This window comes from Ruegeria sp. N7, from assembly GCF_056531345.1.
Map to the genome: position 1 here is coordinate 62,698 of NZ_JBQFLR010000005.1, position 15,098 is coordinate 77,795.

General features: G+C 59.2%; 15 protein-coding genes. 6 read left to right on the forward strand and 9 right to left on the reverse strand.

Annotated elements, in window-relative coordinates:
* Positions 1-67 precede the first annotated feature (67 nt).
* Positions 68-736 carry a Crp/Fnr family transcriptional regulator gene (locus tag ACR0ES_RS08770; protein ID WP_480481510.1) on the forward strand — a complete coding sequence of 223 codons (669 nt, stop codon included), beginning with the start codon at positions 68-70 and terminating at the stop codon, positions 734-736.
* A gap of 218 nt (positions 737-954) precedes the next feature.
* Here the strand turns inward: ACR0ES_RS08770 and ACR0ES_RS08775 are convergent, their stop codons facing one another.
* The 6 genes from ACR0ES_RS08775 to rpiA form a co-directional block, all read right to left on the reverse strand.
* Positions 955-2,394 (reverse strand): DegQ family serine endoprotease, encoded by a 1,440-nt coding sequence (locus ACR0ES_RS08775; protein ID WP_480870390.1) that lies wholly within the window; start codon positions 2,392-2,394, stop codon positions 955-957.
* Between the two features lie 181 nt (positions 2,395-2,575).
* Positions 2,576-2,770, reverse strand: coding sequence for a DUF2065 domain-containing protein (locus ACR0ES_RS08780; RefSeq protein ID WP_267363999.1), 195 nt, complete (start codon positions 2,768-2,770; stop codon positions 2,576-2,578).
* The gene (hflC, locus tag ACR0ES_RS08785) at positions 2,770-3,666 is read right to left on the reverse strand and encodes a protease modulator HflC (RefSeq protein ID WP_480773573.1); all 897 of its coding nucleotides are present in this window, start codon (positions 3,664-3,666) and stop codon (positions 2,770-2,772) included. The genes ACR0ES_RS08780 and hflC overlap by 1 nt, the downstream gene beginning before the upstream one ends.
* A 3-nt stretch (positions 3,667-3,669) precedes the next feature.
* Entirely contained in the window at positions 3,670-4,812 is a 1,143-nt protein-coding gene (gene hflK, locus ACR0ES_RS08790; protein ID WP_480773572.1) for an FtsH protease activity modulator HflK, read from the reverse strand.
* 72 nt (positions 4,813-4,884) lie between these two features.
* Complete coding sequence (gene gor / locus ACR0ES_RS08795; protein WP_480773611.1) at positions 4,885-6,243, reverse strand: glutathione-disulfide reductase; 1,359 nt, start codon at positions 6,241-6,243, stop codon at positions 4,885-4,887.
* Between the two features lie 124 nt (positions 6,244-6,367).
* On the reverse strand, positions 6,368-7,156 hold the full coding sequence (gene rpiA, locus ACR0ES_RS08800; RefSeq protein WP_209504279.1) for a ribose-5-phosphate isomerase RpiA: 789 nt from the start codon (positions 7,154-7,156) through the stop codon (positions 6,368-6,370).
* 167 nt (positions 7,157-7,323) lie between these two features.
* On the opposite strand from rpiA, the gene ACR0ES_RS08805 reads away from it, so the two are divergent.
* From ACR0ES_RS08805 to ACR0ES_RS08820, 4 genes are read left to right on the forward strand one after another with little or no spacing between them, the layout of a single operon-like run.
* The gene (locus ACR0ES_RS08805; RefSeq protein WP_480486041.1) at positions 7,324-8,025 is read left to right on the forward strand and encodes a glutathione S-transferase family protein; all 702 of its coding nucleotides are present in this window, start codon (positions 7,324-7,326) and stop codon (positions 8,023-8,025) included.
* Between the two features lies 1 nt (position 8,026).
* A complete protein-coding gene (locus ACR0ES_RS08810; protein ID WP_480481524.1) occupies positions 8,027-9,400 on the forward strand; it encodes an L-serine ammonia-lyase in 1,374 nt (457 codons plus the stop codon).
* 20 nt (positions 9,401-9,420) lie between these two features.
* The gene (locus ACR0ES_RS08815; protein ID WP_480557336.1) at positions 9,421-9,837 is read left to right on the forward strand and encodes a GFA family protein; all 417 of its coding nucleotides are present in this window, start codon (positions 9,421-9,423) and stop codon (positions 9,835-9,837) included.
* 45 nt (positions 9,838-9,882) lie between these two features.
* Positions 9,883-10,797 (forward strand): DMT family transporter, encoded by a 915-nt coding sequence (locus ACR0ES_RS08820; protein ID WP_480557338.1) that lies wholly within the window; start codon positions 9,883-9,885, stop codon positions 10,795-10,797.
* Here ACR0ES_RS08820 and ACR0ES_RS08825 read toward each other — a convergent pair.
* The gene (locus ACR0ES_RS08825) at positions 10,742-11,449 is read right to left on the reverse strand and encodes a thiamine diphosphokinase (protein WP_480486043.1); all 708 of its coding nucleotides are present in this window, start codon (positions 11,447-11,449) and stop codon (positions 10,742-10,744) included. The genes ACR0ES_RS08820 and ACR0ES_RS08825 overlap by 56 nt on opposite strands.
* 123 nt (positions 11,450-11,572) lie before the next feature.
* Between ACR0ES_RS08825 and ACR0ES_RS08830 the strand changes: the two genes are divergently transcribed.
* Complete coding sequence (locus ACR0ES_RS08830; RefSeq protein ID WP_480870313.1) at positions 11,573-13,276, forward strand: hypothetical protein; 1,704 nt, start codon at positions 11,573-11,575, stop codon at positions 13,274-13,276.
* Positions 13,277-13,475: 199 nt separating this feature from the next.
* Here ACR0ES_RS08830 and ACR0ES_RS08835 read toward each other — a convergent pair whose 3' ends face one another.
* Together ACR0ES_RS08835 and ACR0ES_RS08840 are read right to left on the reverse strand one after the other, a co-directional pair.
* A complete protein-coding gene (locus ACR0ES_RS08835) occupies positions 13,476-13,712 on the reverse strand; it encodes a DUF2842 domain-containing protein (RefSeq protein ID WP_480870316.1) in 237 nt (78 codons plus the stop codon).
* Positions 13,712-15,007 carry an adenylosuccinate synthase gene (locus ACR0ES_RS08840; protein ID WP_209504287.1) on the reverse strand — a complete coding sequence of 432 codons (1,296 nt, stop codon included), beginning with the start codon at positions 15,005-15,007 and terminating at the stop codon, positions 13,712-13,714. The genes ACR0ES_RS08835 and ACR0ES_RS08840 overlap by 1 nt, the downstream gene beginning before the upstream one ends.
* Positions 15,008-15,098: the final 91 nt, after the last annotated feature.

A 15,098-nucleotide genomic window follows, 5' to 3' on the forward strand; every position in this document is an offset into this window, starting at 1 on the left:
TAGCCGCCGAGCTATGGGAAGTTGTGTCACCACCCACACTCACACCTTACCCAAGATCGGTGTATACATGACGGCCTTTCCCACCAGCGGCTTCCTTTCGGAGGCCTCCGACGGGCTTAGAGAGATGCTTTCGGCGCAAGCGACCGACATCTCGCTGGCTCAAGGAGAAACCCTTTTCGAACAAGGCGATGAAGGGGATTCGCTCTATGCCATTCTGGAAGGCACGCTTGAAGTGTCCTTTCTGGCGATGAGCGGCCGGAAACTGACATTGACGCTGATGCGCCCAGGTGAAGTTTTTGGCGAGATCGCTCTGTTTGACAACGGCCCGCGTACGGCGACTATTGCCGCGGCCGAGCCATCGCGCGTCCTGCGTGTGCGTCGCAATGACGTCATGAACCAGATCAGAAAACAGCCTGACCTTGCCGTGGATCTGATCCGGTTGGCCGGGCTGCGGATGCGATGGATGGGGTTGCAGCTGAACGAGCAGGTCTTTTTGCCCATGCCCATTCGACTGGCCCGAAAGCTGCTGCATCTGTCGGAATTGCAGGACGACCCAACGCAGCGCATCACCCTGTCGCAGAGCGAGCTTGCCGAATTTGTCGGGGCTACGCGCGAGGCCGTTTCCAAGACAATCTCGATCTGGAAACGCGACAATATTGTCGAATCCTCGCGCGGCGGCTTGTTGATTCAGGATTTCGACGCATTGCGGGAACTGGCCGATTCCGAACTTATCTGAACCAGTGTGATCTGGTTCACATACGAAGGGGCCGGTGTTGACCTAAGGTGAAGTTGTTACCGTAGGAGGTCAGAGAATCATCCCCGATATCTGTCCACTGATCTCTCCCTGTATCTGAGCCATACGCAATTTCAGCGTATGGCTCATTTTCTTTCTGCATGCCTCTTCAGGTGTTCAGGCAATGAAAAAGGCCGGGCGCTTGTCCCGGCCTTTTCCAATCATTCTTCCAGGCTCAGCGCCACAAATCGCGGCTCGCCCCCCCTGCGGACCAAAAGCAGCAGGGATTTCCGCCCAGCCTCTCGCGATTGGTCCATTCTGGCTTCCAGATCCGCGATGCTTTCCACCTTTTGCTGACCCGCTTCGGTGATCAGGTCACCCGCGCGCAACCCTTTCGCGTAAGCCTCAGACGCTTCGTCAACATTCGAAATCACCAGACCCTGGGCATCTGCGTCCAATCCCATATCCGCGCGCAGCGTATCTGTGAGCGGGGAGATGGTCAGCCCGAGAATATCGGCGTTTTCTTCGACCGGAGCATCCTGCGTTTCTTCTTCGTCATCGTCTTTGCTTTCTGCGTCCTCACGGCGTCCCAGCGTGACCAGAATTGTTTGCGTGCCGCCATCACGGTGTACAATGACCCGGACGGCTTTGCCGACTTCTGTTTCGCCGACCTGACGGACCAGACCTCGGGTGTCTTCGACTTCGACGCCGTCAAAGCTGATGATCACGTCGCCTGCTTTCAGACCGGCCTCCTGGGCGGGGCCTTCCGGGACATCGCTGATCAGCGCGCCGCCGGGTTTTTCCAGCCCCATCGCCTCGGCCATATCCTCGGTCACGTCCTGAATGCGGACACCCAGCCAGCCGCGCCGGGTTTCGCCAAATTCGCGCAGCTGATCGACGACCTTTACCACCACGTTCGACGCCATCGAAAAGCCGATGCCGATCGAACCACCGTTGGGCGACAGGATCGCGGTGTTCACGCCGATCACTTCGCCGTCCATGTTGAACAACGGACCACCCGAGTTGCCCCGGTTGATCGCCGCATCTGTCTGGATGTAATCGTCATAAGATCCGCTGAGCGCCCGGTTGCGGGCCGATACGATACCAGCGGATACAGAAAAGCCCTGGCCCAGCGGGTTGCCCATGGCAATAACCCAGTCACCCACACGCGCCACGTCGCTGTCGCCAAATTGCACGTATTTCAAGGGGCCGGATGCCTCGACCTTGAGCAGTGCAATGTCGGTTTTCTCATCGGTTCCGATGACCTTGGCCACCAGTTCTTTTTTGGGCTGCCCGTCGCCGGGGAAGAACTCCACAAGGATTTCATCAGCTTCCGCAATGACGTGATTGTTGGTGACAATGTAGCCATCTTCAGAGATCACAAAACCCGACCCAAGGGCGTTGCTGCGTCGGGGCGGGCCGTTGTCATTGCCGCCGTTGCGATCCTGAAACTCGCGAAAGAAATCCTCGAACGGAGACCCCTCGGGCACGATGCCCTGCGGACCTGTCTGACCTTCGATCAGGGTGCTTGTGGTGATGTTCACCACGGCCGGGCTGATCTTTTCGGCCAAGGGCGCCAGGCTTTCGCCTCTGGCCTGAGCGGAAACCGACTGCGCCAGCACAAGCAGCGTACCGGCAAAGGCCAGCCACAACAGCCGCATCCAAACACTCACGTCGTCCCACCGGACGGATAAACTGCGCGCTTTCGCCTGCACTTGAGCTCTCCTTGTCGACAATCTTGCCAAGGCCTGTTTCGGCCTTTCTTAGTTTCCAATGTAGTCAGTTTAACCCGGTGAGCAACTCGGGATCGCAGGGAAATCACCCGCACGTGAAACCGCCCCGTCAAAAGCCCAGTTGATATGCCCCCCAGAGCAGGATCAAACCGCTGACAACACAAAGCAACCCGGCCAGACGCCGGGCCTGTTCGGGCATGGCGCGCAACGCCTCCAGCATCCGCTCGATAAGCGAAGGGGCCAGCGCATAGGCCAGCCCCTCGACAATCAGTACCAGCCCGAAGGCCAGAAGGATCATACCCATCATTCGGACGGCACCGCCACCGGTGCCCGCCGACCTGTTGGCGAGCTGAGGTAGTTGAAGAAGTCCGAATCCGGGCTTAGCACCAACGAGCTGTTTCCGCCCTGAAGCGCATTTTCATAGGCAGACAGAGAGCGGTAGAATTCAAAGAACTCGGGGTCTGCTCCGTAGGCATCCGCAAAGATCGCGTTGCGTTCGGCGTCGGCCTCACCACGAACAATTTCAGATTCGCGGCGGGCATCCGACACCAGTTCCACCACTGTACGATCGGCTTGCGCGCGGATACGCTGTGCAGCTTCCTCACCACGGGCCACTTCATCTGCCGCTTCACGCTCGCGTTCGGCACGCATACGCGCAAAGGTGGCTTCGAGGTTGGCTTGCGGCAGGTCAGTGCGTTTGAGCCGGACGTCGATCACTTCAAGACCCAGGTCGCGCGCTTCGGTAATGGCCCCATTGCGGATGCGCAGCATCAGCGCCGCCCGGTCCGAGCTGAGGATATCGTTCGAGCTGACAGAACCCAGAACTTCGCGCGTTTTCGCCCGCAAAATGGAATCCAGCCGCTGTTCTGCGGTATCGATGCCGCCCGCACCCACCGCTTCGCGGAACTGGCGCACATCGGTAATCCGATAGCGTGCAAACGCGTCAACCACCAGACGACGGTCATCCAGAGGTGTCACCTCCAGTGGTCCGACCTCGCGGCTCAGAATACGGTCGTCGTAACGAACCACATCGTCGAAGATTGGCAGTTTGAACGCTAAACCGGGATCTTCCTTGACGCTCACAACGCGACCAAATCGCAGAACCAGTGCTTTTTCACGTTCGTCGACGATGAAGATCGACGATAGCGCAGCCACCACAAGAACAAAAATGACAGGCAGAACAAAAGTTGATTTACGCATCTTTTAGTTCCCCTCGCCCGAGTTGCGGCGCAATTCGTTCAGCGGCAGATACGGGACAACGCCCTGCCCCTGCCCACCGGCATTCTCATCCAGAATGATCTTGTTTACGTCGCCAAGAACCTGCTCCATCCGCTCAAGATAGAGACGCTTGCGCGTCACGTCCGGCGCTTTGGCGTATTCCGCCAAAACCGCGCTGAAGCGGCTGGCCTCACCCTGTGCTTCGTTCACGACCTGGGCGCGATAGGCTTCGGCTTCTTCCAGAACCTGTGCCGCTTCACCACGCGCACCGGCGAGAACCCGGTTGGCATAGGCATCAGCCTGTTTTTCAAGCCGGTCACGTTCCTGACCCGCTGACTGAACCTCGCGGAATGCGTCCTTGACCGGTTCTGGCGGGTCGGCACCATCAAAGTTCACACGAACGATATTGATGCCTGAACCATAGCTGTCGAGCGTGGATTGAATCAGCTCCTCAAGCCGTTCCGCGATAACCGCACGGTCGCGGTTCAGGATCGGCGCAAGCGAAGATTGCGCGATAATTTCGCGCATCGCGGATTCCGAAACCGCCTGAATCGTTTGTCTGGGATCGCGCAGGTTGAAGAGGAAATCTGCCGGATTGGAGATGTTCCAGACCACCTGAAAATCGATATCGACGATGTTTTCATCACCCGTCAGCATCAGACCCGCATCGCTTCCACGACCACCCGAGCCGATGGTTTCCGTCTGTTCGACCTTCACCGGAATAACTTCGGCCGTCACAACCGGCCATGGGGCAAAGTTGAGACCTTCTGTACCGATCCCCGAGAAGCGGCCAAACAGCAGTTCAACTGATTGCTCTTCGGGTTTGACCGTATAGGCGCTGGCCACGCCCCACATCACCAGAGCGGCGACGCCACCCAGCAGCAGGGTGCCCTTGGTAAAGGCCGGACCGCCACCGCCCTGATCACCGCTACCGCCACGGCCACCGCCGCCACGGCCGCCCATGAGGACGCGCAGCTGCTCCTGGCCTTTTTTCATCAGTTCATCGATCTCGGGAATATGCGGGCCATCGCTTTCGGGAGGCTTGCGCCCGTTCCCGTTGTTACCCTGATTTCCTCCGCCACCGGATGAGCCTCCGCCCCCCCAGGGGCCGCCGCTGTTGCCCGCCATATGTATCTTTTCCTTCGTTTTGGACCGTGTGATCACGGGTTCCCTTGTAACCTGTGTGCGCGCGCTTGCAAATCAAGCCGTGCGCACAGGTTGCCGCATTGTCACCAGTTCTTCGGCCATGACCGGGTGAACTGCAACCGTGCGGTCAAAATCTTCCTTGGTCGCGCCCATCTTTACGGCGATTCCCGCCAGCTGGATCATCTCGCCGGCACCGGGGGCGACAATATGGCAACCCAGCACCTTGCGCGTGGCCTGAGAGACGATGAGTTTCATCAGTACCCGCTGCGTGCCGCCAGCAAAGGATTTCTGCATCGGCTTGAAAGATGTGGCATAAACCTCAATCGGTTCCTGTTCTGCTGCCTCTTCTTCGCTGAGGCCGACAGTTCCCATCTCAGGCTGAGTGAAGATCGCGGTCGGAATCAAGTCGTGATCCACCGGTGTCGGATTGCCCTTGAACACGGTTTCCACAAAGGCCATCCCCTCGCGGATCGCAACCGGTGTCAGGTTCACCCGGTCCGTCACATCGCCAATGGCAAAGATCGAAGGCACAGCGGTCTGGCTGTATTCATCCACGATGATCTCGCCCTTACGGCCGCGTTCAACGCCCAAAGCCTCCAGCCCAAGGTTATCGGCATTCGGCGCACGGCCCGTGGCATACATTACCACATCAAAACTCTGCTCGGAGCCGTTGGTGGCCTTGACCCAGATCTTGTCGCCCTGCTTTTTCATCTCGAGCACATTGGTGCCCAGATGCAGGTCGATGCCGTTCTGACACATTTCTTCGCTGATCAGTCCACGCGCCTCGTCATCAAACCCCCGAAGGATCTGTGCGCCGCGATAGAACTGAGTCGTCCTGACCCCCAGCCCGTTCATGATCCCGGCAAATTCACAGGCGATATAACCGCCCCCTACGATCAGGATGCTTTCAGGCAGCTTGTCCAGGTGGAATATCTCGTTCGACGTAATCGCCAGTTCCGAGCCCGGGAAATCCGGAACAACCGGGCGACCGCCGGTGGCGACCAGAATGTGTTTGGCCGTTTTGCGGGTTCCGTCGGCCAGCTCGACCGTGTGGGCATCCACAAGGCGCGCACGCTGGTCAAAGCTTTCGACGCCGTTGTTCTTCAGGATATTGCGATATATCCCTTCCAACCGATCAAGCTCGGCCACCAGCTTGCCGTGGAAAGTGTTCCAGTTGAACGCGCCGGGCTGAATGTCCCAGCCATAGGCCTGCGCATCCCCGACCATGCCCGAGTATTCGCTGGCAAAGACCATCAGCTTCTTTGGCACGCAGCCCCGGATCACACAGGTGCCGCCATACCGGTCTTCTTCGGCCAGCGCGACCTTGGCACCGGTTTCGCCCGCCGCAACACGCGCCGCGCGGACCCCGCCCGAACCTCCGCCGATGACAAAAAGATCATAGTCAAAGCTCATGCCGGGTTCCTTCATTCAACTTGCAAAATTCTCTGGATATCTGGGCGTAAAAAACCCTGTGCCAACCCCCGGCGCGGAAAATTCGAACTTTCATAGCCACTTGCCGAAGGGACCTGCACGATACTCAGTCCGAAAAATCGGAAAACAGGTTATCGCGCGACCCGCTGAGCAGCTGATCCAGTTCGACCGTGCCCGCGTTGATATCACGCAGCTCGACCCGGCCATCGCCATGGCCGATCACGACCTTGTCGCAGATGTCGATGAACAGGCCATTTTCCACAACACCGGGCACCTGGTTCAGGATCAGCGCCATCTGGCGCGGGTTGCCGATGCGCTTGAGGTGCAGGTCAAGGATGTGGTTGCCCTCATCCGTCACAAACGGCGCCTCGCCATTCATGCGCAGCGCCGAGGATGTCCCAAGCACATCCATCGTATCCAGGGCTTCCTCGATCAATGTGCGCGTTGTCTGCCAGCCAAAGGGAATGACCTCGACAGGCAGCGGAAAGGCCCCCAGAGTTTCAACTTCTTTGCCTGCATCGGCGATGACGATCATCTGGTCGCTGGCCGTGGCCACAATCTTTTCCTGCAGATGCGCACCGCCACCGCCCTTGATCAGGTTCAGGTCCTGATCGAACTCATCCGCGCCATCGATGGTCATGTCCAGCCAACCGGCCTGATCCAGTGAAATGACGTCGATACCAACCTCGCGGGCAAGCTGCGCCGTGCGGGTCGAGGTTGGAACACCCTTGATCCGCAGTCCGTCTTCGCGCACCCGTTCACCCAGACGGCGCACCAGCCAGGCGGCTGTCGATCCTGTGCCAAGGCCCACGCGCATCCCGTCTTCAACCATGTCGGCGGCACGGTACGCGGCAACATATTTCGCGGTGTCGATTGGCGACAGATCTCTGGTCATGGCAGCTTTCCCAGTTTATTCTGACGGAGTTATAGGGAATGCGTCAGACGACTGCGACCCCATTTTGCGATCCGACAGGTGTTAAGATGTCTCAGGACTACGCGTTTCCTGTCGGAAAAGTCGCAATCATGTCTTACACCCACATCTTTGCGCTGTAAGTTGCGCGCATGTTGACCCCGTACCGCCTGCATTATGCCCCTGACAACGCCTCGCTGGTGATCCGGCTGGCGCTGGACGAGATGGGCGTGGCTTATGAAACCGTGCTGGTGGACCGCCGCCAGAACGAGCAGGACAGCGACGCGTATCGGTCGCTTAATCCCAACGGGCTGATCCCGGTTCTGGAAACGCCGCAGGGCCCGATCTTTGAAACTGCGGCGATCCTGCTTTGGCTGACAGAGCGCCATGGTCAACTGGCCCCGGCGGTGGATGATCCTGAACGCGCCGGATTTCTGAAATGGCTGTTCTTCGCGTCCAACACGTTGCATGCGGATCTGCGCATCCTGTTCTACGCTGAAAAATACATAGACGCCTCACAGGCCGACACGCTGCGCGCGGGCATCCGACCCCGGTTGCTGCAGCACCTGCGGTTGCTGGATGCGCTGGCGCAACGCGGGCCTGAGTGGTTTCGCGCAGGTGTCCCATCGGTTCTGACCTATTATGTCGCCTGCATGATGCGCTGGATGGCCCTGTACCCTGTAAGTACTGACCGCAGCTGGTATCAACTGGCCGACACGCCGCATCTGCAGAAAGTGCTTCTGCACCTTGAGACATGCCCCGCCACCCGTTCGGCAATCGCTGCGGAAGGTTTGGGCGTTACACCCTTCACATCCCCTACTTACGCTAATCCCCCGGAAGGCTCGGCTATCTGATATGTTCCTATCTGTCTTCGATATGTTCAAAGTGGGCATTGGCCCGTCTTCATCACACACAATGGGCCCGATGGTGGCCGCGGCGCGCTTTCTGGACATGATGCGCGCGTCCCCCTTTGAATTTACGGGCCTGAAAGGTTCGCTGCACGGCTCGCTGGCCTTCACCGGCGTCGGCCACGCGACCGATCGGGCGACCATTCTGGGTCTGGCGGGCTTTGTTCCCGACACCTATGACAACGAAAAGGCCGAGGCCGCGCTGGCCGATATCGCACGCACGCACACCGTAACGCCCGAAGGCCTGCCGACGCTTCATTTCGATCCCAAGGCGGATCTGATTTTTGACTACGACAACAATTTGCCCGGGCACGCCAACGGGATGATCCTGATGGCTACCGACGCACAGGGCGATGTCATCCTGCGGCAGGTGTTTTATTCGATCGGCGGCGGCTTTGTCCTGACCGAGGAAGAACTGGCCGAAGGGAAAGACACCGATGAAGGCGACCCGGTCCCGTTCCCGTTCAAATCCGCCGCAGAAATGCTTGAGATGGCCAAATCCAGTGGCAAGACCATAGCCGGGATGAAGCGCGCGAACGAGATCGCGCGGGGCTGCGCTGACAGTTTTGCCAAAGGCTCGGCTCGCCTGTGGGACGTCATGAATGCCTGTATCGAACGCGGCTTGACCACCGACGGCATCCTTCCGGGTGGTTTGAAAGTGCGCCGCCGCGCGAAAGGCATCTATGATGCGCTGATGGCCGAGCGCGGCATGAACCTGACCGCGCCGCACACGATCAACGACTGGATGAGCGTCTATGCCATGGCGGTCAACGAGGAAAACGCGGCAGGCGGGCAAGTTGTCACTGCGCCAACCAACGGCGCCGCAGGTGTTCTGCCCGCTGTTCTGCGCTACTATCTGGACCACGTACCGGGCGCGTCCGAAAGCCATATCGAGGATTTCCTGCTGACCGCAGCGGCCATTGGCGGGTTGGTGAAGTACAACGCCTCAATCTCGGGTGCCGAAGCGGGATGTCAGGCCGAAGTTGGCAGCGCCGCCGCCATGGCGGCAGCCGGGCTTTGCGCCGTGATGGGCGGAACCCCCGAACAGGTGGAAAATGCCGCCGAGATCGCGCTGGAGCATCATCTGGGCATGACCTGCGACCCTGTTGCCGGGCTGGTTCAGGTTCCTTGTATCGAACGAAACGGGTTAGGCGCTATCAAAGCAGTTTCAGCCGCCTCACTGGCCTTGCGCGGGGACGGTCAGCATTTCGTGCCGCTGGACGCGGTGATCGAGACGATGCGCCAAACCGGCCATGATATGCATGAGAAATACAAGGAAACGTCGCTGGGTGGTCTGGCTGTGAACGTACCGAACTGTTGAAACAGAAAGCGAGGGGCGACATGCGTGGGCATTGTCTGTGCGGCAAGATCCGGTTCGAGGTCGACCCTCCGGTACTTTCATGCGTCACCTGCCATTGCGACAGTTGCCGCCGCCAATGCGCAGCGCCGATGACAACGTATTTCGGAGTTCGCGATGGTCATTGGCGGTGGATCGGTGAAGAGCCCAAGCGCTTTAACTCCTCTCCTGGTGTCGAGCGCAGCTTCTGCCCGCATTGCGGCACGCCGATGTCCTTCCGGTCAACCGCCATGTCGGATGTGGTGCACCTATATGTCGCGACGCTGGGCGCTCCTGAAGCGCTGGAACCAACGTTGCATGTCGCGCATGAAGAAAAGCTGAAATGGCTGAAATTGGAGGATGGTTTGCCTACCTGCAACGGGCCGGATTACACCAAGGTTCAGCCCCTGCCCAACCGCTGACAACAGCGCTTCCCTCTGCGTCGCGAAACAGTTAGCGTCGCGCTCATGACTCAGGACAGACCCGTCTTTGGCATCTTCTTGATGCTTGGTTTTTGCGTGCTCGCGCCCTTGGGGGATGCGATGGCGAAGCTGTTGGGCGAGACCACACCGCTGGGTCTGCTGGTCATGGTCCGTTTCGCGGTGCAAGCGGTGATCCTGATCCCGCTGGTTGCGGTGACCGGGCGACCCTGGCGGATGCGCGGACGCATCCTGCGGCTGACCCTGCTACGGACGCTGCTGCATATCATCGGCATTTCAGCCATGTTCAGCGCGCTGCAATTCCTGCCATTGGCGGATGCCGTTGCTATTGCCTTCGTCATGCCATTCATCATGCTGCTGCTGGGCAAATATGTTCTGGAGGAAGAGGTCGGTTCCCGCCGTCTTGCCGCCTGCATCGTCGGGTTCATTGGCACGTTACTGGTCATTCAACCCAGCTTTGCCGAGGTAGGTGCACCTGCGTTGCTGCCACTGATCGTTGCCGTAGTCTTTGCCTTGTTCATGCTGGTCACCCGGCAAGTCGCGAAAGAGACCGACCCGGTGTCGTTGCAGGCTGTGTCCGGCGTATTTGCGACAGTCCTTCTGGCTCCGGTCCTTCTGATTGGCACGCAAATGAACATTCCGGAGCTCTCGATGACCCTGCCATCCAGCGATCTGAACTGGCTGCTGATTGCGATCGGGGTGTTGGGTACGGTCGCGCATCTGTTGATGACGTGGTCGCTGCGCTATGCGCCGTCTGCCACTCTGGCCCCGATGCAATACCTGGAAATCCCGGTTGCGACCCTGATCGGATGGGTGATTTTCAACGACCTGCCCGATGGATTGGCTGCGGCTGGCATCGTCATCACCATTGCCGCAGGCCTGTACGTCATTCTGCGCGAGCGGGCCAGCGCCCGGTCTGCCCCGACAGAAACACCTGCATAAGCGGATCAAGCGCTGCGCGCGGGATCATCACCAACAGGCCCGGCCCGTCCATCTTCAGCTCGACAGGCGCCAATGCGCGGTTGGATGTCCCCACCTGCCCGTCCGGTCGAAAGGCCAGATCGTCAATCGGCCATTCCAGCCCGGTACTGCGCCCCGTCACGGGCTGCATCGGAAACAGCGAGACCACATCGCCGGGTGCAACCGGCAGCTTGATCTCTGGCGGCGCGTGAAAAACCAGTTCACGTTCGCCCAGCAATATGCAGGCCTGATCCTGCCGCCGGACCAGAACGTTCAGAACGGCCAGTTGATGATCAAGTCGCCCGCCAAGAAACCCGGCCCCAAGAACCAGCGGAGCGTGCAGATTGCGAAGAGCCTTGTCGAAATCGGTGCTGTCCTGTTCGCGGATGGCAAACAGGCGATCCGCGGGAATTTTCGCTTGCGTCGCTTTGCTCAGCGAATCGAAGTCACCAATCACCGCATCGGGAATCCGGCCTGATTCTGTCAAAACGTCCGCTCCGCCATCGGCGGCAACGACCGAATTGACGCGATTCAGCACCAGATTCAGGTCTCCAGATCCGATAAATCCCCCTCCGAACAGCCCAATTGGATCGGCAGAGCGTACAATTGGCTCGATTTCCCTAAGATTGGCCATTTTTCCCGGATTTGGACACATTAAGACCACAAAATGATAGGTTCATGCATAAAGTTCAGAGCCTTCGTGTGCTCCCGATTCCGGGTAAGTGGGCTCTCGTAGTTTGTAAAGGACGTGCGTCTGATGGTACAGAATAACAAGGTACTAACCGTTTCATATGGAACCTTCTCCTGCACTTTGGAAGGATTCGATGATTCCTTTGAAACGATGAAAGCCATCGCCGAATATTTCCGCGATCTCGCAGCGGATGATCGTTACTTCGGCTCGGAACCCCCGCAACCTGATGCCGAAATGCTGACCCGCATCGCCCGGCGCGATGCGTCGCAGCGCGTCGAAGCCCGTCAGAACGAATCCGGCCTGTTGCTGCGCGCCACTCAGACAACCGAAACCCCTGTCGCTGCTGAAGAGCCGGCCCCGCACACGGCCACGATCAATGTTGCCGAAACTCCCGCTCACGTTCAGCCACAACCGGCCCCTGCGCAGACCGGGTTCGCCGAAGCGGAACCTGTCGCGGACACCCCACCCCCGGCCGCTGACAGCATCGCGGCGAAACTGCAACGCATTCGCGCAGTCGTCTCTCATTCCGATGTGCCCGCGGCCGAGTATTCCGAAGACGAAGACTCACCGCTGTTGGCCAATACCGCCCCCCCGGTAGATGCAGTGGCCGCCGCGTTTGAGGCTGGTGCTCTCAGCGCGGATGACTTTGCCGAACCCAAAGAGCCTGAAGCCCAGGAAACCGAAGAATTGGCGGCACCTGCGGTTGACGAGGCGCTTGACGAGGAGGCCGCGGAACCACAAGCGGCTGAGACAGCTGATGCGCTGATCCCCGAAGTTGCTGAAACTCAGATCGAAGAAACCGTTGACTTGCAGGCGCCCCTGACCCCCCAGCCCCTGCAAATCGACGAGATCGAAGACACGCCGGTGGCGGATCAGTCCGCCGCCGAGCCCCTGTTGACTGATCTCGAAGACGTTGCCGAAGAAGATTTCGACGAAGAGGATGCCCCCAACATCCTCAACGTAGAAGACGTAGCAATTGAATCCGACGATGAACCGGTCGAGGAAGACCTGACGCAGGGTGTTTTGACGGCAGAAGACGAAATGCACCTGTTGACCGAAATTTCCGAGATCGAACAGCACCTGTCCGGCCGTTCGAGCCAAAAACTGGCGGACGATGCGGATCCCGATCAGGATATGTCGCGCCTGATGGCAAAGACCGGTGAGCATATGGATGATCCCAGCAGCAGCGATGCGCGCGAAACCTATTCGCACCTGCGCACCGCCGTCGCAGCCACCGAAGCCGACCGCGACGGTCAGGCACGCTCGGATGAGGCGGCCGACCGGGAATATCGCGGCGATCTGGCATCCGTGGTCAGCCCACGGCGACCCGAAATCAAGGTAACCAGCATGCGTCCGGCACCGGAAGCTCCGGCGCCGCTCAAGCTGGTGGCCGAGCAGCGGGTGGATGAACACGGAACATCCGCAAGCCCGGTCTCGCCACGTCGTGTCACCGCAGACCAGGACGCAACCGGATCGGAAGAAGGCGGTTTCGCACAGTTTGCACAGGAACAGGGTGCGCAATCGCTGCCTGATCTTCTGGAAGCGGCTGCCGCATATCTGTCCTTCATCGAAGGTCAGGAGCAGTTTTCGCGCCCGCAGCTGATGAACAAGGTGCGTTCACTGAAACAGGACGAGTTCAATCGCGAAGAAAGCCTGCGTTCTTTTGGGCAGTTGCTGCGCGATGGCAAGATCGAGAAAGCCGGAGGCGGGCGTTTCGCGGCGTCCAACCTGATCGGTTTTCGCCCCGATGATGAGCGTGCCGTAGGCTGATCACGCCACAAGGATTCCAAGCAAGGCCGGGTTTACCCCCGGCCTTTTTGCTTTTTGCCATTGGACCATACGCCTGCCCTGAATGACAAAGCCCGAGCGTTTCGACTGAAACCAGACAGCCAGCACCTTACTGCCGAGGACCACGCGTTTCCTGCGCGGTGCTCAGCAGGCCCGGTCATTTACACGAACCTGACGAGCGCTAGGGCTGATCGGGGTCTTCTTTACCGACGCCGCGAAACACGAACTTGAACGGCAGGGCCCAAAGGATGCCCAGCACGACATAAACCAGTAACTCAATCCAAATCGGAGGACGCCCCAGCAAGTTCACGATCGTCACAACAGCGATGATGTACAGCGGAAGGCCAAGCACAAGGATCACCAGCGACCAGCGCCGGCGTGCCTTGTAACTCAACCCTGTCTTCTGTTTCTCGCGCATCAGTCGGCAAAGGGGTCTGTCACCAGAATGGTGTCATCCCGCTCCGGGCTGGTGGACAAAAGCGCTACCGGGCACTCGATCAGTTCTTCGACCCGACGTACATATTTGATCGCATTTGCAGGTAAATCCGCCCAGCTGCGCGCGCCCTCGGTCGATTCGCTCCACCCCGGCATTTCTTCGTAAATCGGGGTACAGCGGGCTTGCTGATCAGCTGCGGTCGGAAGGTAATCCAAACGCTCGCCATCCAGCTCATACCCGGTGCAGATCTTAAGGGTCTCAAACCCGTCCAGAACATCCAGCTTTGTCAGCGAAATGCCGTTCACGCCGCTGGTGGCGCAGGTCTGGCGCACCAGACAGGCGTCGAACCAGCCGCAGCGGCGCTTGCGGCCGGTTGTCGTGCCGAATTCGTGCCCGCGTTCACCCAGACGCTGACCGTCTGCGTCTTCCAACTCGGTCGGGAACGGCCCTTCTCCAACGCGGGTGGTATAGGCCTTAACAATGCCAAGCACGAAATTGATCGAGCCCGGTCCGATTCCAACACCGGTTGCCGCCTGCCCCGCAATCACGTTCGACGACGTCACAAAGGGATAGGTGCCAAAATCGATATCCAGCAGCGCGCCCTGCGCCCCTTCAAACAGGATGCGTTTCCCGGCCTTGCGCTTTTCGTTCAGCACTTTCCAGACAGGTGCCGCAAACGGCAGAATTTGTTGCGCGATCTCTTTGAGCTGGGCAATCAGCGCGTCGCGGTCAACCGGTTCGATACCCAGACCCTTGCGCAACGGATCGTGATGTTGCAATGCGCGGTCCACGCGGGCCTCCAGCGTGGCTTCGTCCGCCAGATCGGCAACGCGAACGGAACGCCGCCCAACCTTGTCTTCATAGGCCGGGCCAATTCCACGACCGGTTGTTCCGATCTTGGTGCCTTTGCTCGCAGCTTCCTCGCGCGCACGATCCAACTCGCCGTGAATCGGTAGAATCAACGGTGTGTTTTCGGCAATCATCAGCGTGTCGGGCGTAATCTCAACACCCTGCGCCCGGATGGTTGCGATCTCATTGACCAGATGCCAGGGGTCCAGAACCACCCCATTGCCAATAACGCTCAACTTGCCGCCGCGTACCACACCCGAAGGAAGCGCGTGCAGCTTATAGACCTCGCCGTCGATCACCAGCGTATGACCGGCATTGTGACCGCCCTGAAAACGCGCGATTACGTCCGCCCTTTCGCTGAGCCAGTCGACAATCTTGCCTTTTCCTTCGTCGCCCCATTGGGCGCCGACAACAACCACGTTGGCCATATCCGGTCCTTTTCGTGCTGAGTGATCAAACCCGGCTCATATAGCGGGGCAAAAACGGCAGGGAAACCGATATTTCGCCGCAGAGGAAAAT